This window comes from Terrisporobacter mayombei, assembly GCF_020748465.1.
In the GTDB taxonomy this organism is placed as follows: domain Bacteria; phylum Bacillota; class Clostridia; order Peptostreptococcales; family Peptostreptococcaceae; genus Terrisporobacter; species Terrisporobacter mayombei.
Genome location: NZ_JAHZMP010000003.1, coordinates 209,381 through 232,466 on the forward strand (window position 1 = coordinate 209,381; position 23,086 = coordinate 232,466).

Annotated in this window: 28 protein-coding genes; 3 read left to right on the top strand and 25 right to left on the bottom strand. The window is 27.9% G+C overall.

All coding sequences use genetic code 11. The features are described from left to right. Positions 1 to 20: 20 nt before the first annotated feature. The 8 genes from K0039_RS11670 to K0039_RS11705 form a co-directional block, all read right to left on the bottom strand. Positions 21 to 242, bottom strand: coding sequence for an acyl carrier protein (locus K0039_RS11670; RefSeq protein ID WP_074919422.1), 222 nt, complete (start codon positions 240 to 242; stop codon positions 21 to 23). A 142-nt stretch (positions 243 to 384) separates the two neighbouring features. Continuing rightward, a complete protein-coding gene (locus K0039_RS11675) occupies positions 385 to 1,362 on the bottom strand; it encodes a beta-ketoacyl-ACP synthase III (protein ID WP_228105248.1) in 978 nt (325 codons plus the stop codon). A 181-nt stretch (positions 1,363 to 1,543) separates the two neighbouring features. Further along, on the bottom strand, positions 1,544 to 1,927 hold the full coding sequence (acpS, locus tag K0039_RS11680; RefSeq protein ID WP_228105249.1) for a holo-ACP synthase: 384 nt from the start codon (positions 1,925 to 1,927) through the stop codon (positions 1,544 to 1,546). 790 nt (positions 1,928 to 2,717) lie between these two features. Beyond that, positions 2,718 to 3,473: an ABC transporter ATP-binding protein gene (locus K0039_RS11685; RefSeq protein ID WP_228105250.1), complete on the bottom strand. Its 756-nt coding sequence runs from the start codon at positions 3,471 to 3,473 to the stop codon at positions 2,718 to 2,720. Beyond that, entirely contained in the window at positions 3,473 to 4,543 is a 1,071-nt protein-coding gene (locus K0039_RS11690; RefSeq protein ID WP_228105251.1) for a FecCD family ABC transporter permease, read from the bottom strand. Before K0039_RS11690 ends, K0039_RS11685 begins: the two co-directional genes overlap by 1 nt. A gap of 4 nt (positions 4,544 to 4,547) precedes the next feature. Continuing rightward, the gene (locus tag K0039_RS11695) at positions 4,548 to 5,645 is read right to left on the bottom strand and encodes an iron ABC transporter substrate-binding protein (protein WP_228105252.1); all 1,098 of its coding nucleotides are present in this window, start codon (positions 5,643 to 5,645) and stop codon (positions 4,548 to 4,550) included. A 44-nt stretch (positions 5,646 to 5,689) separates the two neighbouring features. Further along, positions 5,690 to 6,214, bottom strand: coding sequence for an FmdE family protein (locus K0039_RS11700; RefSeq protein ID WP_228105253.1), 525 nt, complete (start codon positions 6,212 to 6,214; stop codon positions 5,690 to 5,692). An 11-nt stretch (positions 6,215 to 6,225) separates the two neighbouring features. Beyond that, a complete protein-coding gene (locus K0039_RS11705) occupies positions 6,226 to 7,005 on the bottom strand; it encodes a class I SAM-dependent methyltransferase (protein WP_228105254.1) in 780 nt (259 codons plus the stop codon). Positions 7,006 to 7,292: 287 nt separating this feature from the next. Here K0039_RS11705 and K0039_RS11710 point away from each other — a divergent pair, with 287 nt between their 5' ends. Then, a complete protein-coding gene (locus K0039_RS11710; protein ID WP_228105255.1) occupies positions 7,293 to 7,973 on the top strand; it encodes a Crp/Fnr family transcriptional regulator in 681 nt (226 codons plus the stop codon). A gap of 107 nt (positions 7,974 to 8,080) precedes the next feature. On the opposite strand, the gene K0039_RS11715 is transcribed toward K0039_RS11710, so the two are convergent. Further along, entirely contained in the window at positions 8,081 to 8,386 is a 306-nt protein-coding gene (locus tag K0039_RS11715; protein ID WP_228105256.1) for a DUF1540 domain-containing protein, read from the bottom strand. A gap of 219 nt (positions 8,387 to 8,605) precedes the next feature. Here K0039_RS11715 and K0039_RS11720 point away from each other — a divergent pair, with 219 nt between their 5' ends. After that, the gene (locus tag K0039_RS11720) at positions 8,606 to 8,788 is read left to right on the top strand and encodes a PucR family transcriptional regulator ligand-binding domain-containing protein (RefSeq protein ID WP_228105257.1); all 183 of its coding nucleotides are present in this window, start codon (positions 8,606 to 8,608) and stop codon (positions 8,786 to 8,788) included. 236 nt (positions 8,789 to 9,024) lie between these two features. Next, the gene (locus K0039_RS11725) at positions 9,025 to 9,534 is read left to right on the top strand and encodes a hypothetical protein (protein WP_228105258.1); all 510 of its coding nucleotides are present in this window, start codon (positions 9,025 to 9,027) and stop codon (positions 9,532 to 9,534) included. Positions 9,535 to 9,673: 139 nt separating this feature from the next. On the opposite strand, the gene K0039_RS11730 is transcribed toward K0039_RS11725, so the two are convergent. The 16 genes from K0039_RS11730 to K0039_RS11805 all read right to left on the bottom strand — a co-directional run bounded on the left by K0039_RS11730 (position 9,674) and on the right by K0039_RS11805 (position 22,929). Beyond that, complete coding sequence (locus K0039_RS11730) at positions 9,674 to 9,874, bottom strand: hypothetical protein (protein ID WP_228105259.1); 201 nt, start codon at positions 9,872 to 9,874, stop codon at positions 9,674 to 9,676. A 106-nt stretch (positions 9,875 to 9,980) separates the two neighbouring features. Further along, positions 9,981 to 11,018, bottom strand: coding sequence for a helveticin J family class III bacteriocin (locus K0039_RS11735; protein ID WP_228105260.1), 1,038 nt, complete (start codon positions 11,016 to 11,018; stop codon positions 9,981 to 9,983). 151 nt (positions 11,019 to 11,169) lie between these two features. Then, a complete protein-coding gene (locus tag K0039_RS11740; RefSeq protein ID WP_228105261.1) occupies positions 11,170 to 12,213 on the bottom strand; it encodes a uroporphyrinogen decarboxylase family protein in 1,044 nt (347 codons plus the stop codon). A gap of 4 nt (positions 12,214 to 12,217) precedes the next feature. Further along, positions 12,218 to 12,898, bottom strand: a complete 681-nt coding sequence (locus K0039_RS11745; RefSeq protein ID WP_228105262.1) for a methionine ABC transporter permease — start codon at positions 12,896 to 12,898, stop codon at positions 12,218 to 12,220. Positions 12,899 to 12,910: 12 nt separating this feature from the next. After that, entirely contained in the window at positions 12,911 to 13,873 is a 963-nt protein-coding gene (locus tag K0039_RS11750) for a methionine ABC transporter ATP-binding protein (protein WP_228105263.1), read from the bottom strand. Between the two features lie 72 nt (positions 13,874 to 13,945). Further along, on the bottom strand, positions 13,946 to 14,767 hold the full coding sequence (locus tag K0039_RS11755) for a MetQ/NlpA family ABC transporter substrate-binding protein (RefSeq protein ID WP_228105264.1): 822 nt from the start codon (positions 14,765 to 14,767) through the stop codon (positions 13,946 to 13,948). Positions 14,768 to 14,967: 200 nt separating this feature from the next. Beyond that, positions 14,968 to 16,365: a HAMP domain-containing sensor histidine kinase gene (locus tag K0039_RS11760; RefSeq protein WP_228105265.1), complete on the bottom strand. Its 1,398-nt coding sequence runs from the start codon at positions 16,363 to 16,365 to the stop codon at positions 14,968 to 14,970. Positions 16,366 to 16,367: 2 nt separating this feature from the next. After that, on the bottom strand, positions 16,368 to 17,087 hold the full coding sequence (locus K0039_RS11765) for a response regulator transcription factor (protein WP_228105266.1): 720 nt from the start codon (positions 17,085 to 17,087) through the stop codon (positions 16,368 to 16,370). Positions 17,088 to 17,160: 73 nt separating this feature from the next. Beyond that, entirely contained in the window at positions 17,161 to 17,919 is a 759-nt protein-coding gene (locus K0039_RS11770) for a hypothetical protein (RefSeq protein WP_228105267.1), read from the bottom strand. A gap of 2 nt (positions 17,920 to 17,921) precedes the next feature. Then, a complete protein-coding gene (locus K0039_RS11775; RefSeq protein WP_228105268.1) occupies positions 17,922 to 18,809 on the bottom strand; it encodes an ABC transporter ATP-binding protein in 888 nt (295 codons plus the stop codon). 12 nt (positions 18,810 to 18,821) lie between these two features. After that, positions 18,822 to 19,832, bottom strand: a complete 1,011-nt coding sequence (locus K0039_RS11780) for a hypothetical protein (RefSeq protein WP_228105269.1) — start codon at positions 19,830 to 19,832, stop codon at positions 18,822 to 18,824. Between the two features lie 319 nt (positions 19,833 to 20,151). After that, positions 20,152 to 20,499 carry a hypothetical protein gene (locus K0039_RS11785; protein WP_228105270.1) on the bottom strand — a complete coding sequence of 116 codons (348 nt, stop codon included), beginning with the start codon at positions 20,497 to 20,499 and terminating at the stop codon, positions 20,152 to 20,154. Between the two features lie 187 nt (positions 20,500 to 20,686). Further along, the gene (gene trxA, locus K0039_RS11790) at positions 20,687 to 21,001 is read right to left on the bottom strand and encodes a thioredoxin (protein ID WP_228105271.1); all 315 of its coding nucleotides are present in this window, start codon (positions 20,999 to 21,001) and stop codon (positions 20,687 to 20,689) included. 19 nt (positions 21,002 to 21,020) lie between these two features. Next, the gene (locus tag K0039_RS11795; protein ID WP_228105272.1) at positions 21,021 to 21,893 is read right to left on the bottom strand and encodes an NAD(P)/FAD-dependent oxidoreductase; all 873 of its coding nucleotides are present in this window, start codon (positions 21,891 to 21,893) and stop codon (positions 21,021 to 21,023) included. A gap of 15 nt (positions 21,894 to 21,908) precedes the next feature. After that, positions 21,909 to 22,385 carry a glutathione peroxidase gene (locus tag K0039_RS11800; protein ID WP_228105273.1) on the bottom strand — a complete coding sequence of 159 codons (477 nt, stop codon included), beginning with the start codon at positions 22,383 to 22,385 and terminating at the stop codon, positions 21,909 to 21,911. A 112-nt stretch (positions 22,386 to 22,497) separates the two neighbouring features. Beyond that, entirely contained in the window at positions 22,498 to 22,929 is a 432-nt protein-coding gene (locus K0039_RS11805; protein WP_228105274.1) for a MarR family winged helix-turn-helix transcriptional regulator, read from the bottom strand. Between the last annotated feature and the right edge of the window lie 157 nt (positions 22,930 to 23,086).

Consider the following 23,086-nt stretch of genomic DNA (forward strand, 5'->3'; position numbering starts at 1 on the left):
CCTCCTGTAACCATATCTTATTATTTTGTCTTTTCTTCTATATAGTTAACTACGTCCTTTATAGTTTTCATACTTTCTGGTGCTTCTACTTCTATTCCAAATTCTTCTTCTATCTCTATTATTAATTGGAATGTATCTAGTGAGTCTATTCCTAAAGATGCAAAAGTGCTATCTAATTTTATTTCATCTCTCTCTATTGATAAGTTTTCTTCCATTATCCCTTGTAATTTTTCAAATATCATTTTTTTATCCTCCATAAATTCTAATAATTTTTATTATTTTTGTAATCTTAATTTACTTTCTTACTTTAGTTATCTTAGTTAGTTCTTTAATCTTAGTTAATCTTGTTAATTTTAAATTTCCTAAATTTTTATTTATTTCAAATTAAATAGCCCAATTTATTAAAGTTGCTCCGTAAGTAAGACCTGCACCAAATCCGACTAAAATAATTTTACTATCTTTTTTTAATAATCCTTTTTCACTCATATCACTAATTGCAATTGGTATAGATGCTCCTGAAGTATTTCCATACTCCTCCATATTCATATAAAACTTATCCATATCCACTTTTAACTTTTTAGCAGCATATTGAATAATTCTTACATTTGCTTGATGTGGAATTATATAATCAATATCATTAATATCTAAATTATTTTCTTCTAGTATTTTATTAATTGAATTTACTATAACAGAGGTAGCAAACTTAAATATTTCACCACCATCCATTCTTAATTTAGAATCTCTAATGGTTTTGCTTTCTACAAATGGACTATCTACATCATTACCTCCAATTGTTAAGCATTTATATTTTTCTCCTACTGATTTGCAAAAAGAGCTCATAAGTCCTAAGTTATCACTTTTTGACAAAACAGCTGCTCCTGCACCATCACCAAATAATACACATGTGGATCTGTCTTCCCAGTCAAGTGACTTTGAAAGATTTTCAGCACCTATAACTAGGGCATGTTTATAATTATTTGATGTCATCATAGCTTTAGCCACATCTAATCCATATATAAATCCAGAACAAGCAGCACTTATATCAAAGGCAAGGGCATTATCTGCACCTATAATACTTTGAACTATGCATGCAGTAGATGGAGTAAACATATCTGGTGTACAAGTTGCAACTATTAATAAATCCACATCCAATGGACTTATATTTGCATTTTCCAAAGCTTTTTCACCAGCTTTTGCTGCCATATAAGATGTATCTTCACCTTTAGAAATATATCTACTTTTTATGCCAGTTCGTGAATAAATCCATTCGTCACTAGTATCAATGATTTCACTTAACTGATCATTAGTAACTAAATGGGAAGGTGTATATTTTCCTAAACCTTCTATAATTACCTCTTTCATAGATTTCTCCTTCTTTTATCTTTGACTTTAAAATATCTTGATTGTCAAAATATAATATTCAAAATAACCTAAAGTTATTAATAAATTAATAATCCAGCTTTCATTTTGATATTCAAACTATATTACATCCAAAGGAATAAGTCAACCTCTTTTGCATAATTTTTTCTCTTGTAATTAATTGTTATTTTTCTCTTATTATAGTCATAGCGTTGGCGATAGCATAGTCTTGACCATGAGATATTGATACTTTTATTTCTAGGACATTGTAATTTCTACATATTTCTTCTAAGTTATTATGTGTTATTACTATAGGCTTTCCTAATTCATCTCTTAAAATTTCTATATCTTTTAAGTTATAACCCCTTATGCCTAGCCCTAAAGATTTACTTATAGCTTCTTTAGCCGCAAAATTTCCAGCTACCGTCTGCGAAGCATATCCTTTTGATTTAAATAGTTCTATTTCATTTTCTGTAAATAATTTTTTTAAGAAGTTTTCATTTTTGTTCATATATTGTTTTATTCTTCCAATTTCCACAATATCTATTCCTATATCCAAAATATTCATAATTTCCTCCATTAATAAATGTGCTATCTATTTTTGATTATAATTATATTATTTATACATTTTAGCACTAATTTCACATAAACTGTAAAGTTATTAAATATCTTCTACCAAGTTCATTTCATACTAAAAAGACATTGCTGTTTAACAATGCCTTCTCATTTATTATTAAATTTTAGATTTTATATAATCTATATCTTCAATTAAAATATTAACCTTTTCTCTATACTCTAAGACTAAATCTGCTTTATCAGTGTATTTTATATATATTTCAATAAAATTTTCTATACTTAACCTTACATAACTTATTGAATAATGTCTATCTTTATCACTATTATTGTTATGTAAATCATAAGATACTATTTTTCTTTTAATCCTCTAATAATATAATACAAATCCCATCTATTTGTAAAAATATGATCAATATCTATTAATTTAAATTATTTGTTATTATTTCTGCTTCATCTCCAAAATTATCATAACCATATTTATTTTTAATATCACCAATGTTATTTATCTAAAAGTACTCCCTCTAATGAGCCTACATAGTAATATAAATCTTTATCTCATATATAAATTGCTTTAAATACAATATTCATAGATAATTTTTATATTGTAGTATTAACAAATATATATTTTTTAAGAAAAATAAGCTAAAGGTATAATACCCCCAGCTTGTTAATTGACTACTTTCTATTTACTATCTTCCCTATAAAATAAACTAACATTGCCAAGATTACGTAACTTATAAAAACTGTAATTTAATAAAATTATCAAGTTACAGCTTTTACTTTTATATTAAAGGTATAACTATACTTTTATTATTATAAGTTTTTACTTCTACAGGTACCTTATATACCTCTTCAATATTTTCAGGGGACATTATCTCTATTCCGCCATAATTATATATTTTTCTATCTTTCAGAAAGATGAATTTATCACAATATCTTAATGCTAAATTTAAATCGTGTATTACAATAATTACAGAAATATTGTTTTCATGGGAAATCTCATTAACAGTTTTTAATACCTCAAGCTGATTTTTTAAATCTAAGTTACTTGTTGGCTCATCTAGTAATAAAACCTTCGGTTGTTGTGCCAAAGCTCTAGCCAACATTACCTTTTGTAACTCTCCTCCACTAAGTTCGTCTAAATACCTTAATGAAAAATCTTCTAATCCCATTCTTTTTATTATATCTTCAACTATTTCTATATCTTCTCTCGTTTCACTAACTTTTATATATGGTTTTCTTCCCAATAATATAGCATCAAATACAGTGAATTTAGTGGCCTCGTTTTTCTGAGCTACATAAGCTATCTTTTTCGCAATATCTCCTTGTTTGAGCTGAAGTACATCTTCTCCTTCCACATAAACACTTCCATGTTGTGGGGAGATAATTCTATTTAAACATTTTAGCATGGTACTTTTTCCTGCACCATTGTTGCCAAGTATAGCTATGCACTCTCCATTTTCCACATCAAATTTTATACCATCTAAAATTTTAGCATTATGTTTATATGAAAATTTTAAGGAATCTATTTTTATCATTATTTCTCAACTCCTTTAAATAGAATATATAAAAATAGTGGAGCTCCCATGAAAGATGTTATAGTTCCTATTGGTAAAATAATTGGAGATATAACCATCCTAGCTATAGTATCACTAAATAACAACAAGAAGGTTCCCAATATTGCTGATGCAGGTATTAAATATCTATAGTCATTTCCTACAAATTTTCTCATTATATGAGGAGCTATTAAACCTATAAAATTAATTATTCCAACAAAAGATACAATAACTGATGCTGTCAAAGAGCTTATTACCATACCTACAATTCTCATAGTTGATACATTTACCCCTAACCCTTTTGCTGTTTGTTCTCCACTTTCTAATGCATTATAGTTCCATCGATTATATATAAAATATATAAGTGCCAGTCCAGATACTACTGTTACAATTAATATTTCTCTCCAAGAAGCCCTACCTAAATCTCCGAATGTCCAAAAAACTATGGCTGCAACTTGAACATCATTGGCGAAATACTGAATTAAAGCTGTAGCTCCAGAAAATAATGAACTTATGGCAACTCCAGCAAGGACCATTGTTTCAGGAGTTACTTTTTTAAACTTAGAAAGTAATAAAATAACCACTGTGGCTCCCATAGATCCAGTAAAAGCACATATACTTGTCATATAAGGATTACTTATTGCTACAGCATCTGCTGTATTACTTTGTATGGAACCTGCTCCAAAATATACAATAGCCATGGCAGCTCCAAAGGCTGCCCCTTGAGATACTCCTAATGTTGATGCTGATGCTAAAGGATTTTTCAAAATACTTTGCATGACACATCCTGTAATAGCCAATCCTACTCCAGATACTATTGCCATAGCAACTCGTGGTAATCTTATATTATATAAAAGCATATTACTCTGTTTGCTGCCTTGTCCTATAAGAGTTTTAATTACTTCTATTACAGACAAATTAGATGATCCAACACTGATTGCATATAGCCCCATTCCAACTGTAAGTAAAAATATAATAAATAATATTAACCTTTTTTTGTAAACATACTGATTATAATTACTTAATACTCGATGTTGTTTAATTGCTAACATCTAATCACTCTCCAATAGTAATAGACCCAAATCCTAATCCTTCTTTTTCAAAATCACTATATAACTTTTTACCTAAGAACTTTTGGTAGATTTCATCAGCTTTTTCTTCAACATTTACATCTTTAAATTGCTCTGGGTATATTATAGAACCTGCATAGTAAGCATCTGATATGGCAATTTCCACATTAGTTGTATACCAGTTATAAGATGGTTGCGAATAAACTTTCTTATTTTTTACAGCACTTAAAGAATTATAAAAATCAGGATTTTTCTTATAATCTTTATTTACTAATTTCATATTTTGAGGATTTAAGAATATTATATCTGGATCCCATGTAGATACTTTTTCTAAATCCACCAATAAAGCTCCCTCTTTCTTAGTTTGATCAACTACATTTTTTGCATTTATTGCCTCAAAAGGAGGATATTTTCCGTAAGTTCCTTCAAATCCATGCTCTCCTCTGAAACTCACTGCTCCAGTATATACTGTTGGTTTATCTTTATCATCTATATCCTTAGTTCTATCATCTAAATCTTTTTCTAATTCATCCATATATGTAATTAATTCTTTAGCTCTATCTTGTTTCCCAATAACTTCACCTATTAATTCAAATGATTTATCCATATTTTTATCAAATATACCATTATAAGAAACTGTAACTACAGGTATTCCAGTTTTTTCAGTAAGATCTTCTGCCATATCTTTATCATAGGCCGTTATGATAACATCTGGTTCTGCTTTTATTATTTCTTCTTGATAGGCAGTGCTACCATTACTTCCCCCTTCACCTACTACAGGTAGTTTAGCAAGGTCTGGATAAACATAACTATAAGGTCTAGAAATAGCTATTTCACTTTCCAGATTTTCCACCCCTACTACCTTATCAGTTCCTTGCATATAACATACCATTCTTAATGCTCCAGCACCTAAGGCTACAATAGAATCTGATTCACTAGGTATTTCTACTTCTCTTCCTAAAACATCAGTTACTTTTTTCGTTTTAGATTCATCTTTTTCTTTTTCATCGGAAGTTTGACTGCATCCTGTAATAGACAACATTAATATAAGTAGCATCGGTAAAATACGTTTAATAATCTTCATTTTTTCCCCCTCTTTTTATATCCTCTATTTGTATATTTTAACTTTTACCATCCTCTGTTATATGGATTAAAGCAATCTTCGCATACAGTTTTACCACCTTGTAAATGCATTTTATGCTCTGGTGCCTTTTCCCTACAACATTCACATTCTACACTAGTAAAAATACGTGCTTGCTCTGGTAAATCAAATTTAGGTACAGAAAAATCAAATACTTCATCTATAGGTCCTTCTAAAATAAATTTTTGCTTAGCATCTCTATCATCTATATGACTTACACCTTTAAAATAAAGACGTAATTTTTCACCATTTCTTCTATTAAAAAATGAAAATGCTTGTTTTCCTGTTCCTCTATAAATCAAGTTTCCTTTTCCTATGGAACACCCTAATAAGGATTGAATTGCATCTACTCCACAAGCATCATTTTCGGTAATACAAACTATTTCTTCATCTTTTGAAGTTCCAATCCCCAATTTTTCTATTGCTGCCTCACAAGCCCTTACTCCTATTGCAAGACCTGGGCACTCATGTCCATGAAAACCTACTGCTTTTTCCCATAATTCTTTTCTCATCTCATATCCTCCTATACTTGCCAATATATAGTTGCTATAGTTGTATTTACTTCTTCACTAACTATTTTATCTTTACATATTGACTCTAAATATTTTTTTATAATTGCTTCTTCCTCTAATGTAATTTCCTTATATGATTTAACTCTGTTTATATATAATCCAAAAGCTTCTTCAAGTGTTTTTTCCATATGCCACACTTGTTTTTCATATTCTACCTTTGGTTCATATCCTTGTAGCCATAACATTTCAAATGCATAGGCAATGTCCATGTCACAACTTTCTTTGTTTTTACTTATACCTACAAGTTCTTTTACTTTGTCAGATACTGGGTCAGTTCTTCTTGTAGGCTTACACAGTACACAATATTTTCTGCTAGCCTTTGACAGTTTTTCAAAGGTTTCTGCATTGTTAACAGCTGGTGTCATATGAGCAAAAACTAAATCAAAATCACTCCAGTCTTCACAGTAAAACTCCGCATTACTTGCTTTATATGCTTCTTTGTTATTGTTTGCATTTTCAATCATCTTTGGTGATAAATCAATTCCTGTAATATTTTCACACAAATTAGATAAAGCAATTGAATACCTTCCACTGCCACAACCCACATCTAAAACTTGAAAGTTAGAATCTATCATATTATTCTCCCATACAATCTTTAAAAATTGGCTATCTTCTGCTGTAGGCACTGTAAACTTATTAAAACTTTCCGCCATAGAGTCCCATAAATCCATACTTGCTTTTTTATTAAAATTGCTATTTTTCCATTTATTACAAATATTATTTATTTCCATCTAACCCCTCCATATAATTTGTAATCCCTTAAATATAAAAAAGACGCCATTAAATTAGCGTCTTCATAACAATTTTTTTAGCCTTCAGGCTAGATATTATTTCATTATTAAATTTTTAGATTATCTGTTTAAATAACATTATTCAATATTAATAGTAATTAAGCTATTTAAGTTTATGTGTTGCAAATGTAACACTTTTATGATTTTTTCAAAAAAATTGATGTTTTTTAATGAAAATTAATATAAGATTTAAATTAGTAAGGCATTTAAACGAATAGGTGGTGAATATGATGATTGATTTATCTAGGGATATAAATTTGCTTACTAAGTTTAGTATATTTTCAAAATTCCCTCTAGATCATTTAGAACATCTTTTAAACTGTTGTGGTGCATATTATAAATCATATGAAAAAAATGAAATTATTTATTTTCAAGGAGATGATATAAATTTTCTATGCATAATAATATCAGGAAGTATTTCCATAGAAAAAATAGATATATTTGGAAATAATACATATATGTTAGATTTTTATTCAGGAAATTTCTTTGGTGAGCAAATGATTCTAGACACACCTTCCATAAGTCCATATACTTATAAATGTTCTACAAAGTGTAAAATTCTATGCCTTCCTTTCCATAAAAAATATAGCACTAATAATTGTAAAAATACTTGCGATTGTAGGTTATTGTTTAGAGAAAATTTACTTAACCAAATTGCAGAAAATAATCTATTATTTATAAATAAACTTGAAGTTTTATCCAAGAAAAATATCCGTGAGAAAATAATGACATTTTTAATTAATGAATCAGAAAAGTGTAATTCTAACAAAGTTCAAATACCATTTAGTAAATCAAAATTTGCTGATTATTTGGGTGTAAATAGATCTGCCTTGATGAGAGTATTATCTAATATGAAAAATGATGGCTTAATTGAGTTGAATAATAAAACTTTTACTATTTTAAAATAGTTACTTGTCTATTATTTTTTAATAAATCAACATTAAATATATTATAAACTTATAGTAGCAAAATAAAAGTATTATCAATTTTATTATTGATAATACTTTTTTAAATATTACTCACATTCAAATGTATTACAACATGCATTTTGAACATCTATTTGGACATTATCTGCATGACAGCCTTTATTTTCATTATGTACACAATTAGAAGCTTCACATTTTATATTACATACATCCGTGTTTAAAGCGTCTATGCTATTCACAAAGCTACTTTTGGCTTTGTCTACAAAAGTTGTACAAGTAGTCTCTATGTTCTCCACAGCACCACCACCACCTATATTTATTGCACCTGCTTTGCATTCATATCCAAAATTATGTGCACAGTTTGTTACATTACAACTTAAATCTCCACTTTGCATTTTTTTACCTCCTTAGAAATGTTACTTTTATTATCTCCAAAAAAATAAAAGAAAATGCTAATTTAAATTTAATACTCTAAGTACATAAAAAACAAGTAAATTGCATCTTGAGTACAATGACTAAAAACTTATTATTATGATAGCATGAGTATACATAATCTCTATTTAATAAACAGTTTTTGTTATAATATATTTAACAAGAAAGGAATTATAATCCTTATGATTAGTTGTCATGGATTTATTAAATTTAGAAATATTAAAAACATAAAATTGTTAGCAGGTAAAAATGGCTTATACAAAACAGTAACTTGGCCATATATCTGCCAATCTATGGATTTTTATAAATGGATAAATGGTGGAGAACTACTTTTCTTAACTGGAATGGGTATGGATTTAAATTAGGATAAACTAATTAATTTAATATATAAATGTAGAGAAAAATCAATCTCTGGATTAGTAATTTTAACAAGTAGTGAATTTATAAAAGATATTCCTCCTCATATAATCAATTTATGTGACGAAAAGGAATTTACGTATAATTAGATAAATCTAAGCTAAGAGGTAAATTTATACATGATTAAAAAGTCTATTATTATGAATAATATTAATAATAGACTTTTTATTATGGAGGATTAATGATGAGAAAAGCAATTATATGCATGCTTATTTTTTCTATAACTTTTACAAGTATAGGATTCAACTTTAGTAAAATTTATGGTCAAAATCTTATACTTGAATCTAATAGCCTACAGCCATCTGATAAAGAGAAAAAATATTTAGCTCAACTACAAAGTATATCTAACCAATTAGATATACTTGCTTCAAATACATTAGACAAAATAACTAATAATGAAGACAAAACTCCCCTTATAAAAGATGCATCTTTTATAAAATCTCAGATTAAAGAATTAAGGTTAGATTTATCAGAATATCATAAAACAGAAAGTGGAGATATAGAAAAAAATCCTATATCGCTTGCACTTTTAAATTCACTAAATTTTTATAGCATGTCACTTTCATACTTATTATCAGTTATAGAAGCTACTGATTCTTCTGCTGAAAGTAAAGCTTTACAATATTATTACACAAATAAATCTCTTGGCGATTATATGTTATTATGGGTCGAAAATCAGCTGAATAAAAAATAAGTACTAAGTTTATAAACTTAGTACTTTTTTATTTTGCATATCCACCTAGGATAACGTTATCCACAAAGCATTTCTTTCTATTTTTTACTTATCCACAATATTAATGATAAAATTATGTATTTGTGTGCATAAATAAAATTTATACCCTCATATTGTCAATTTTCATAATCAATTGTTTATTAATCGGAATATCTTTATTGAAATGGCCTTCAATAATCACATTATTATTGCCACTAAGACCTAATTTACCATCCTCAGGTAATGTATGACTCCCTTCTTCTCCTTCTACATCATAGGTTCCTATAAAATCTATTTTTTCATTATATAAATTAATTCCCAATTATAAGATGGTTAATAATACAGTAAGTACTATTGTAATGTTTAAAACTTTTTATTCTTTGAAAATTTATATAAGTTAAACATACTATCAAGTTTTATTTATAAATTCACATTTCTTTAAATAAATATAATCCAAAAGGCTTAAGCTTTCCATTATTATCTTTTGGTGGTTTAAAACTTATAAATATATTTTTTTCATTTGTATTAGGATTATTTTTAACCTTTATTCCCTCTGCTTCAAGCTTTCCAACATAACTGCCTTTTATTTCTATAGTTTTTTTATGTGTATATTTTCCACCATTAGTATATGAGTATTTATAAATGGTAGGTGTTTTGCCCTCTGCACCACCATAAATATATATATATTTGTTGCCTGACCCCGCTCCTGTAATATCAAATCCTTGAAAAGATCCATTGGGACATTTTAAATTGGTAAAGTAAGTTACTTGTGATGATTTAAAATTATTTATATCTATTTTAGTGTCTAATGTTGAATTTAATTTATGATTAACTTCATCAAGCTTATATACACCATAATAAGTACTTTCATTTGAATCATCTACCTGCGTTCTAAAACAAATGCTATTACTTTCATTCGCTATTGCCACTGCACTTCTAAATGCTTTTCCTTTTGGTCTAGTTAACATATTCTCAATATTTGTTATAGTTTTAATTTCGCCTGCTCTTGCTCCTGTCGAGCAACTAGAATCTACTATGTATTCAATCCTTGATATATCCTTGGACCAGTAATAAACTTTTCCATTTGAACTTGGTCTTCTATTTACAGTATCACCTATCCATATGTAAGTTTTATTATTTTCTTTTATTACTTCAATAGATTCGCCATGCCCGTAATTTTCTAAAATTATATAATCCTTCATATATGCTTTATCTCCAGATATAATGCATCTAGAAAGATATGTATGCTGCTTTTTCCTTTGGGTTACAAATACTTCATTTTTATTTCCAAAATCAAAGTTTTGTATAGCTTTTTTGCTTACTAATCCCGAAAATTCAAATATTATATCTACAGTTTTATTATCAACTGTATGAGAATATATACTATTAGTGAGCATGATAAAATATATAAAAAATCCTACAATGACTATTATTGTAGTATAAGTATTATTTTTTAATTTTGCCATAATTCACCTCTAAATTCAGATTTTAAAATACATATAAATCATCAAATTTTGATTTATATGTATTTTGCTCTATTTATGATTTAATTATTTATTCTTAATGTGAAATTATAACTTGAACCATAAACAATCTGATAAAAAAAGAACTACTAAATTATAAATTTAGTAGTTCTTTTCTGCATTTACTTTCATATTTTGCTGTGGAAATTAAATCACCTGATATAGAATTTTCCTCAATAAACTTCAATAGTTCTCCATTCATATCCTTGTCTAGAAAATCAATCATTTGTCTAATAATATAAAACTCTTCATTGCTTCTACACGGATAATCATGAGTTATCTCAAAAATACCTTGGAAATTTTCTTCTGGAGTTCCTTCAATAACAGAGCAGCCTGTACTAATTATAACATTCTTATAATTTTTACATTCTTCATTTAATCCTAATATTTCAGATTTAACTTCTTCATAAGTTCCCTCTTTTGAATTGATTGGACTTATATTACCCATTATCACAGTTTTTTCCTCAACCATTCGCAAACAAGATAACATATCTGTTAAATAATCTATGCTTAAAACTTCAGCGCCTGTCATAGCCAAATATTTTGTATGATATAAAGTTTTTCCACATACATGTAAAATACCTGGAACTAAAGCGCTATTAAAAATCTTCTTTAAATAAACACCTGAAAACTCCCAAAAACGCTTTGGTGACAACAGAGATGCAATAGGCTCTGCCACCCAGAAGAAATCAATTTGCTCTCTTTCTAAATTTGCCAATTCTATTATATGTTTTGTAATAATATCTACAAACTTTTTAACAAAATCTGGTTTCTTAACAATATACTTTAACAGTCTTTCCGTTCCTAAAATTGAAGATGCTACCGTTAATGGACCAAAGCATCCTCCTCCAGTTAGTGATAGATTATTAGCCTTCATTTCAATTAGTTTTTCGACTTCTTTATAAAAATAAAAATAATCAAAGGAATAGCTACTAATCCAAGATTCTAAATCCTCATCCGTTACAATTGTATTTTCTTCAACCATTCTTAATTTAGGAGTAGCTTGATAAGTTGAAAAACCTAGTGATTCAGCAATTTCTAAGTATCCTAAGCATAAAAAATCAAAATGCTTTTTCCTTTCACATATTGGACTAACTATTCGTCGTTCATACTGATACAAATAATCAATTATATGCATTTTATTACACATCCTTTTTCATTTTTTTATACACACAATTACCTATTAACTGAATACTTTGAACCATAAATATAAGTATTATTGTTGTTGTAAACATTACTTTCTTATTAAAACTTTGGTATCCATATGTTACAGCAACTGATCCTATTCCTCCTGCTCCCATAGTTCCTGCCATAGCTGTAGAACCAAGTATTGCAATTGTTGCAATGATTACTCCTGAAATAATAGCTGGAAGAGCTTCCGAAAGCATTACACCAAATATCAGATGAAAATCAGATATACCAAAGGATCTCATGGCTTCTACTAACTGTGGATCAACCTCTTTCATAGCACCTTCAATAAGTTTAGCTATAAAAGCTGTTGCAGAAACTGTAATCGGAACAAGTGCAGCCTTCACACCAAAGGATGTTCCTACGATACTCTTTGTAAATGGCAATAAAAAAACCATTAAAATAATAAATGGAAATGAACGAATAACATTTACTACAAAATCAACAATTCCATATATGACTTTGTTAGGACGAATTCCATCTTTGCAAGTTACAATAAGAATAACTGCAATCAAAAGACCTAGTATTGTTGCTAAAATTGTTGCAATTATAAGTATTTGCATAGTTGACCTAAGAGCAGGAATCATTATCATTTCCCAAAAACTACGTTGGCCTTCTGGCAAAAAATTAAGCATATTATCACCTCCCTATTTATATAAATGCCATATTATTTCTTCTTCATCTAAGTACTTTTTAACTTTTTCAATGTCATTATCATTAAAATTAATAATTAAATCGCATAAATGTTTATCTCTATATTTTTCCATTTTACCTCCCAATATGGAAAAATCAACATCTAGCTTTCGAGCCATTTTACTAAGAATTCTTTTTGAATCATCATTTTCTAGTAACATAATTTTTAAATTAGTGCCTTCAGATGTATCAAAAGTTTCATCATGCCCTAAAAAGCTTTTAACTTCTTCACTTTGATTTAGAAAAATCTTATCTACTTCTCCATGCGTTACAATACGCCCATTTTCCATTAATGATACTTTTTCACATATATGTCTGATTACTTCCATTTGATGAGTCACCACAATAATAGTAATATTTAATTTTTCATTGATTTCTTTTAGTAATTCTAATATTGATTGTGTAGTTGTAGGATCTAGTGCAGAAGTGGCTTCATCACACAATAATATTTTAGGCTTCATTGTTAATGCTCTTGCTATGGCAACTCTTTGTTTTTCACCACCAGACAATACTCTAGGTTTCTTATTTAATTTATGAGAAATACCTACAATCTCAGCTAGCTCCTTTACTCTTTCATCAATCTCCTTTTTGTCATATTTCCAACATTTCATTGGAAATGCTATATTATCATAAACAGTTTTTCTACCCATCATAGGAAAATGTTGAAATATCATAGCAATATCTTTTCTAAACTTTTGTAAATCATTTTTATCTAAAGAATTGACTTCTAATCCATCTACTAAAATACTTCCAGAAGAATAGAATTCTAGCCCATTTATACATCTTAATAAAGTTGATTTTCCAGCACCACTTTTGCCAACTAAGCCATATATCTCTCCATCTTCAATTGTTAAGTTGATATTTTCAAAAACATTTAACGATCCAAATGATTTTTGTAAATTTCTAATTTCTATCATTTATCTATCTCTATTCCTTTCATAAAAAAATGCAACAAATTACATTTGTTGCATTTTTATTTATCAGTAATCTTATTTTTTTACTGCATAGTCAAATCCAGATGATGCAGGTACTTTTTCTACTGCTTCATTTGATGTATAAGCAGCTATTATATCCTTTGCCCATTGTGTATTTGCATTTTCTTCAGTTACACAAATACCTTCTGTATATTTGCTATCAACAAATTTCTTTAAAATATTTTTTGTTGGATCTACCCCTGCTTCAGCCATTGTATTAGATGTACCTATAACAATAGCATAATCATCCATGTTTTTGTATTTCATGTGATCTCCTTGAGCAAACTCATAATTATGAGGATTTTCTTTTATATCTGCCACTGTAAAGAATTCTCCATCAGAAGGTTTTTTATTTAATTTAATGACACCTGCTTCTTGTAACTGTTCTAACTGTAAGCTCATATTTGAAGCATCTTCTGCGATACCAATAGCTCCTCCATCTGGTAGCGAATCTAAACTATCTGCATTTACTGAATATAAACCTGTATAATAGTCATATAATTTAGGTTCTAACATAACAATTTTAGCACCCTTAGACTCATTATAATTTTCCATGTATGGCTCATGTTGATAAAGATTAGCATCTAGTGTTCCTTCTACTAAAGCATCGTTAGGCAATACATAATCATCAAAAACTATTATCTCTACTTCATATCCCATTTTTTCAAGAGAATTCTTACCAGATTCAGCTAAATCTTTTGATACAGAGCTTGTTCCGATTTTAATTGTTTTTTTATCATCGCTGCTTTTTTGTTGGTTATCGTTTGCACATCCAACAGAAAAAACTCCAACCATAAATATTACTAATAAAATACCTAAAATTCTTTTTTTCAACATAATCTCCCCCGCTTTAAATTAACTTTAAAATGTAAATCTAAAACAAATTGTATCATCAGACTTTAGGTATGTCTAATTAATAATTTCCATATTTGGAAGGTTTATATAGATATTTCCTATATAAGATTCACAATATATACAAATATTTATTATTAATTTAAATGTAACATTTTTGAATACTTATTTTGTAAATAAATAAGTTATATTATAATCTCTATATCCATTCCTTTTTCTAAGCTACTATTAATTGTAATCTCACCATCATGTGCATTTATTACTTCTTTGGCGATGGCCATTCCTAAACCTGAGCCCTTGTGATTTTCTCCAGTATTTGTTCCCCTATAATATCTCTCAAAAATATGTTCTAAGTCTTTTTCACTTATTCCCTTACCATTATCGCTGATTACTATATGAGTTTTATCTTCTTTGAAAATTTTAACCAAAATTTTAACATCTTCATCATTATGAACTAACGCATTGTATAATAGGTTGTTTATTACCCTTTGCATAAGTAATTTATCCAGATTCATGATTATTGTTTCATATTTACTTTCAAACTCAATGTATCTTTCACTGTATTTAGAGTCATTTAATATATCTATAACTAAGCTTTTAACTAAGCTCACTATATTTACATCTTCTTTTTTTAATATTGATTTACTATTTTTTAGCTTTATATTTAAATTTAAGTCATCTACCAGCTCTTTTATATATTCTGCTTTATTGTTTATAATACCAACATAAGATTTTATATCTTCACTGGAAAAATCATAATCTTCTTCTAAAAACTCTGCATATCCTTTTATTGATGAAAGAGGTGTTTTTATATCATGAGAAATATTTGCTATCCAATCTTCTCTCATTTTATCTATTTTCTTTCTTTCAAATTCGTTTTCATTTAATTTATCCGATAAACTATTTAGTTTTTTAAATACATTGGAATACAACCCTTTTTCAGAGTAGTAAACTTCGTAATTACTTTTATGCAAGTCATCTACTGCATCAATAATATTTTTTACTGGCTTAGTAAGTGATTTACTAAAGATATATCCAAAAATTATTGCCATTATAAGGTCCACGACTAATACTGCTACAGTTGCATATTTTATATAATGTACCATGGTATCTGTTTCTGCTATTAAGATATATTTCTGAATGTTTTTCATAGGAAATCCTATTAAATATGTATATGTAGTATTATTTATGTTTTTAGATCCAGCTAATATTTGTGACTGATCTCCTAAACCACCAGCATACTTGTATCCATTTATTACTTCTATAGTAGTATATTTATCTTTTATCTCTTCAGGCTTGTCATAATTGTATACTTCCTTATTATTCTCATTTAATATTTGTATCCAAGCATCTTTACTATTTAATAATTCTTCCCCCTTATTACTTATATGTGGATGACTATTATCATCTATCTCAATATATTGCTGAAAATTCCTAACAAATTCTGATATATCATAATTACTTTGTGTACTAATATTTTTATTAAATAATAATGTAAGAAGTACAATAATATTAATCAAAACTACTGAAATTGCAACTATTACTATACTTAAAACATATCTAAAAGTTAATTTTATTTTCATAGTTATTTATCCTTTATTTGAAGTTTGTAACCTAATCCTTTTACATTTAGAATATATTCTGGATTAGATGGATTTTCTTCTAACTTTTCTCTAAGTTTTCTTATGTGGACCATAATTGTATTATCAAATCCTATAAAATCTTCTCCCCACACTTCATCACAAAATCTTTCTTTACTTATTATTTGGTTCTTGTGTTTTATCATATATAAAAACATTTTATATTCTTTAGGTTTTAAATCTACTTGCTCTCCATTTTTCTTTACTTCCATTTTTTCTTCATCTATTTCAAAAGGATATTCAGTTATTTTTTCATACTCCTTAGGCTTGCTATTATTTATCATCATGTTCTTTGTAAGCTGAATTTTTACTCTAAGAGCTACCTCTTTTGGACTAAATGGCTTAGTAATATAATCATCTGCACCTATGGCAAGACCCATTATTCTATCCAATTCTTCTCCCTTTGCAGATAAAAATAATATGGGTATATTTGATGTCTTTCTTATTGTTTTGCAAATATCGTAACCTTCCATATCTGGTAACATAACATCTAGTATCGCTAAATCTGGATTAATATCTTCATAAAGATTTATAGCTGTTTTACCATTTCCTGCAGTATATATTTTTTCAAAACCTTCTTTTAGTAAGACCATTTTTAGTAAGTTTAATATTTCAACTTCATCATCCACTACAAGTATTTTGCTATTTTTTATATTTGTATCCATTGTTCCCTCCACAGTTTTTTATTATATTTAGTATACCAAAAAAGAGAAAAGCAAAAACTTTTCTCTTCTATAATTATATTTCATTTAAAAATCTTTTTTTAGTTAAATTATAAAGTACTACAGTGAATACAAATGTAATTCCTAAAAAGACTATCCAGGATATCATTGGAGCTTTTAATCTTATAAGTTGCTGAGAGTACATACCAAATATAGGCATGTTAATTAATAAATTTTTTGGCGCCCAAGCTTCTATTAAATATGGTATTCCCATAATAAGACCACCAACTATAAATGGCATAGTCGCTCTTTTACTTATAGATGATAAATATAAACCTATAGCTGCAAATAGGAATGATCCTAGTATAACAGTTAAGCTAAGTATCAACAGCATTTGTAACACAGTGATGGAAGAACCACTATTACCAAAATACCATAAACTTTTTAGTTGAAAATCTAGTCCATTAAATTTAAAAGCTACTAAAATTTTTCCTGCCATCAACATTAGTATGGATAAATTAACTATACTTGCGCATATGCCATTTGCAATAAACTTAGATAAAACTAATTGTTTTTTGCCATTTTTACTCGCTTTAATTAATCCGTCTACATTGGAGTTATATTCAAGTACAAAATTGCCAGAAAACATGCTAAACATTATGATTCCCATTATAGGAGCTAGTCCATAGTATTTACTAAACAAGTCTGCATAAGAATCATTTATTGTAAAGCTAGTATTAATACATACAAAAGCTAGCAATAATCCAAATACCCAAACTGCCAGTATACTTGGTTTAAAATTCTTTTTAATTTCCCACTTTATTACAGAAAACATATTTACACCTCCCTAGCATCCTCTAAGTCAAAGTAAAACATATACACATCTTCAAACTTTGGTTCTATGGATTTTGCTCCTTTATAACCTGGTTTACTTTCACTTATAAATCTTAGATTTATATTGTCCATACCACGATTTATATTTACTACCTTAAATTTATTTTGTATTTCATATACTAAGTTTTCATCTTCTGTACTTATTGTATATACTTTACCTTCCATATCTTTTAATATTTCTTTGTGTGTCCCTTGAAGTAACACTTTACCATCTTTAATCATTATAGTTTCCTTTGCCACAGATTCTATATCCGATATTATATGTGTTGAAAGTATTACTATAGTGTCTCTACCTATTTGAGATAAAAGATTTCTAAATCTAGTTCTTTCTTGTGGATCAAGACCTGCTGTTGGCTCATCTAATATAAGCACTTTAGGATTATTTAGAAGAGCTTGTGCGATACCTACCCTTCTTTTCATCCCTCCAGAAAACTTTGAAACTAATTTATTTGACACGTCTGAAAGACCTACTAATTTTAATAATTCATCAACTCTTTTTTTGCTAGTTGCTTTATCCATACCTTTAAGAGCTGCCATATACATCAAAAACTCTTTTGCTTTGAAGTTTTTATAAGCACCAAAATCTTGAGGTAAATATCCTACTACTTCTCTATACTCAGCATCTAAAGTTCTCACATCTTTATTATTGTATAAAATTTTTCCACTTGTAGGAGTAGTTACAGTAACTATTTGCTTCATTAAAGTAGATTTACCTGCACCATTAGGTCCAAGAAGACCATATACTCCACTTTCTAATACTAAATTTATATTTTCATTGGCATTTTTGTGTTTATATTTTTTTGTTACATTTTTTATTTCTAATTTATTCATAATAATCTCCTCCTATTTAGTCAAAACTTTTTTTATAGTATAAGTAGATCCTAGTATTCCAAATACTACTATTAACCCATACATAGAAATACTTAAATTTGAAACATCTACTGATTTAGATAAAATATATATATTTCCATTGTAAACACCACTTATTTGACACATCCCCGTAATTACATCTATATAATTTGCTGATAAAAGCCCAATTACAAACTTAGGTAAAAACTTAAATACTGTTAGTACCTTTCCAAGAACTACGAATCCAACTGTTAAACCTATTGATTTCACTGAATTATCACTTAAGAATGAAATTAACATGGATACTGTAGATATGCCTATTAACATAAGCGATGTAGTTAAAATCTTTATTAAGGCAAATTGGTTTATGGTAATAGCTTTAGCTAAAACTGCGACGTCACATATTCTGTAGGCCTGTAAATTCTCATTTAGTGGAGCTCCATATTGCATATATGTTATTAACCAAGTTCCACCTATATATAGACCATACATTAATACTGGTATTAGAATGGATAGCCCTATCTTTGAATACAGTACCTTGTTTTTTTCTTTTGATGATAAAATTATAGGTGAAGTATTTGATACTACCTCATCTGTGTAAGAGTTAGATACTAGCATTACTATAATTATTAGCATAATCATAATAGACAAAGAAAAATCTAACCTATATATCCATACCTTGTAAAAGTCAACTTTTTCATATTTACTACCCTTATCTAAACTAAGCTTTTCCTTTGATATGTCTATTAAAGATTTATTGTTATTATATGACAAATCTGACATTAATTTAATTGAGTTAACTTTTTGTTTTAAGTTTTCATTTGCAATCACATCTTTGCTACGATTGTCAACCACATACTCGTTGGTCTTTTCGTTTACATACTCATGCTGTGTTTCCAACATGGGTTTCATAAAACTTATTTGAATAAATAACAATATCATTAATAATAATGTTATTATGCTAGATTTATCTTTTAGTATTTTTTTGATTTCCCACTTTAGCATATATAATTTCCTCTCTTCCTTTGTTATGAGATTATTATATCTTCGTAAGTTTAACTAATATTAAAATTAACCTTAAATAAACCTTAAACTTATTTTTAATTAATAAAAAAAGACTTAATTCTTTTATATTAGAATTTAGCCTTTATATTATTTATTTCTTAATTTTCTATTTTCCCTCTGCTAATATCCATCATATTATATAAAGTATATAAATATAGTTTGGATAAAATATATAGAAAAAGTTTTTATATCATTTACCTTTTTCTTCGTTATATAGTAATATGAAAATACCGGCAAATATCATCATCCATTGGAAATTCTATCTACCTAATAAAAATACAAATCCTATTTCACCTTCACAAATTAGTGTATTTAGTATAATTGTTAAGCTTAATGGTCCTAAAAGTGGCATAGTTAAAAACATTATAGGCATACTTCCAAATGGAATTACAATTCCAACTACATATAATATACCTTTCAATATCTGTTTAGACTTAAAACTTTCTATAGTTTTATCCGTAAAGTGAATTATCCAACATACCACAATCATAGTGAAGAATATGTTATTCATTAACATAAATCTGTCTGTTGGTAAATATCCTTGTAAAAAGTAGTTTCCAAGTGACATTGAATTTGAAGCAACAAATAACCTAAATAAATGTTTCATCTCCTTTAAATTTATGATGAATTGATTATATATATTTTCTCAATTTAAAGTCCTTAAATAAACCTTTATTAATCCTTAAAATTCCTAATACCTAAAAAGAACTACTAAGTTAATAACTTAGTAGTTCTTATATATATATTAAGATTTTAAAAAGGGGGTTAAAATCTTTTGGGGGCATATTTTAATTTTATAGATAATTTTCTATATTTGATTTGATTACGTCTTTAGGTAAGAAACCAACCATTGTTTCTACTGGCTGTCCATTTTTTATGATAGCCATTGTTGGTATTGATTGAACTCCATATTCTCTTGCAATATCTACACTTTGGTCAACATCAACTTTTATAAATTGTGTTTTTTCTTCCATTTCATTTGATAATTCTTCAAATATTGGAGCTAGCATTTTACAAGGTCCACACCAAGTTGCAAAGAAATCTACCACTACTACTCCTTCTTCTTTTATTGCTTCTTTAAATTCGTTTGAATTAACTATTTTAGCCATTTTACATCTCTCCCATTTATTATTTATTATTTCTTCTTTGTTCATCTAGGTAAGATACTGCAGAAAGTGCTGCTATATTACCTTCTCCTGCTGCTTTTATATATTGATATGGTGTTCCAACTATATCTCCTGCTGCAAAACACCCTTTTAAATTTGTACTCATTTTTCTATCTACGTCTATATGATTTCCGTCTAATTGTAAACCTGGTACTAATTGACCTGGAGATATACTATCTCTAAGTATAAATATCCCATCAGTTTCTATTTCTCTATCCTTTAATACTAGCTTTTCTACTAACTTATCTCCTACTATTTCTACTGGAGTATCTTTTATTATTTCTATTGAAGAATCTACCTCTACTTCTTCTTTATACATAGGTATGTAGTATACCTTTGAGGCTACTTGGGCTATAAAGTTTGCTTCTGACTCTTCATGTTTGTTATAAGCAATTATAGTAACTACTTTGTCTTTATATAAAGGAGCATCACATGTTGCACAGTATCCCACACCTCTACCTAAAAACTCTTCCTCTCCTTTTAGAGGCTTACCAAAATTTACACCTGTTGCTAGTATTACTGTATTTGCTTCGTAGTTATTGTTTGTTCCCATTAGAGCAAAATAATCGCCCATTGAATATATGTTATTTATTTTATCTTCTGTTATATCTATGTCCATTGATTCTAAGTGTTTAGCAAACTCATCTCTTATTTCTAATCCACTTTTACCATAAAATCCTAGGTAGTTATTAACTTTATGAGCCTTTACTAATTTTTGACTTATTTCTTTGCTACCAAATATTTTAAATGTTTTTTTTCTTATACTTGCATTCAATGCTGCAGATACTCCTGCTGGTCCACTTCCTATTATTGCTATATCTATTCTATCGCTCATTTTTGTACCTCCTGATTATTTTAATAAGTTTTCTATATCATCTTTGATCTTTAATGGTTCTACTGTTGGTGCATATCTTTTTACTACATTTCCTTCTGAGTCTATTAAGAACTTAGTAAAATTCCATTTTATTTCTTTACTTAGAAGTCCTTTTGCTTCATTTTTTAAGTATTTATATAAAGGATGTGCATTATTACCATTTACATCTATTTTTTCAAACATTGTAAAACTTACTCCATAATTTAATTGACAAAATTCGTGTATTTCTTCATTACTTCCTTTTTCTTGATTTGCAAATTGATTACAAGGAAATCCTAAAATTTCTAATCCTTGATTCTTATACTCTTTGTATAATGCTTCTAAACCTTCAAACTGTGGAGTTAACCCGCATTTACTTGCTGTATTTACAACTAATACGACCTTTCCTTTATAATCACTCATACTTACTTCTTGCCCATTCATTTTATTTGCTTTAAAATCGTAAAATTTCATATTAACTTCTCCTATTTGTAATTTACCCAAATTTAATTTAGTCCAATCAATTATTTTATATTTTAGAGTTAAATTCTTTTCTGAATTTAACCCACTATTATTTTTAGCAATTTTAGTCTAACATATTTAACAATTTATCTATCTGTGTTTTTACACAAGATAAGTCTACCTCTTTCCCACAACATAGATTATATATTTGTTCTGGAACATCAAGTATTTCTTCTTTCATTGATATTCCTTTTTCTGTTAACTCTACTGTGACTACTCTATCATCTTCTTTATTTCTATATTTTATTACTAAATCCATAGATTCTAATTTTTTTACTACAGGTGTAAGTGTACCAGAATCTAGATGTAATCTCTTGCCTAATTCTTTGAAGCCTATCTTTTCTTCTTCCCACATTACTAACATTGCCACATATTGTGTATAAGTTAGTCCATGCTTATCAAGTAATGGTTTATATCGTTTTATAACTTCTCTTGATAATGCATATAGAGAAAAACATAGTTGATTATCTAATTTTATCGCTTCATATTTATCCAAATCATCAACTCCAATTTATATCAATTTAATTTAACTCAATCAATTTATATTTTTATTATATATTCATATTTTCTGTGTGTCAAGGTTCTTTATTAATTTTTTTATACTTTATTATTTTGTATAAAAACCCTATGGATCAAATCCTCATAGGGTTTTT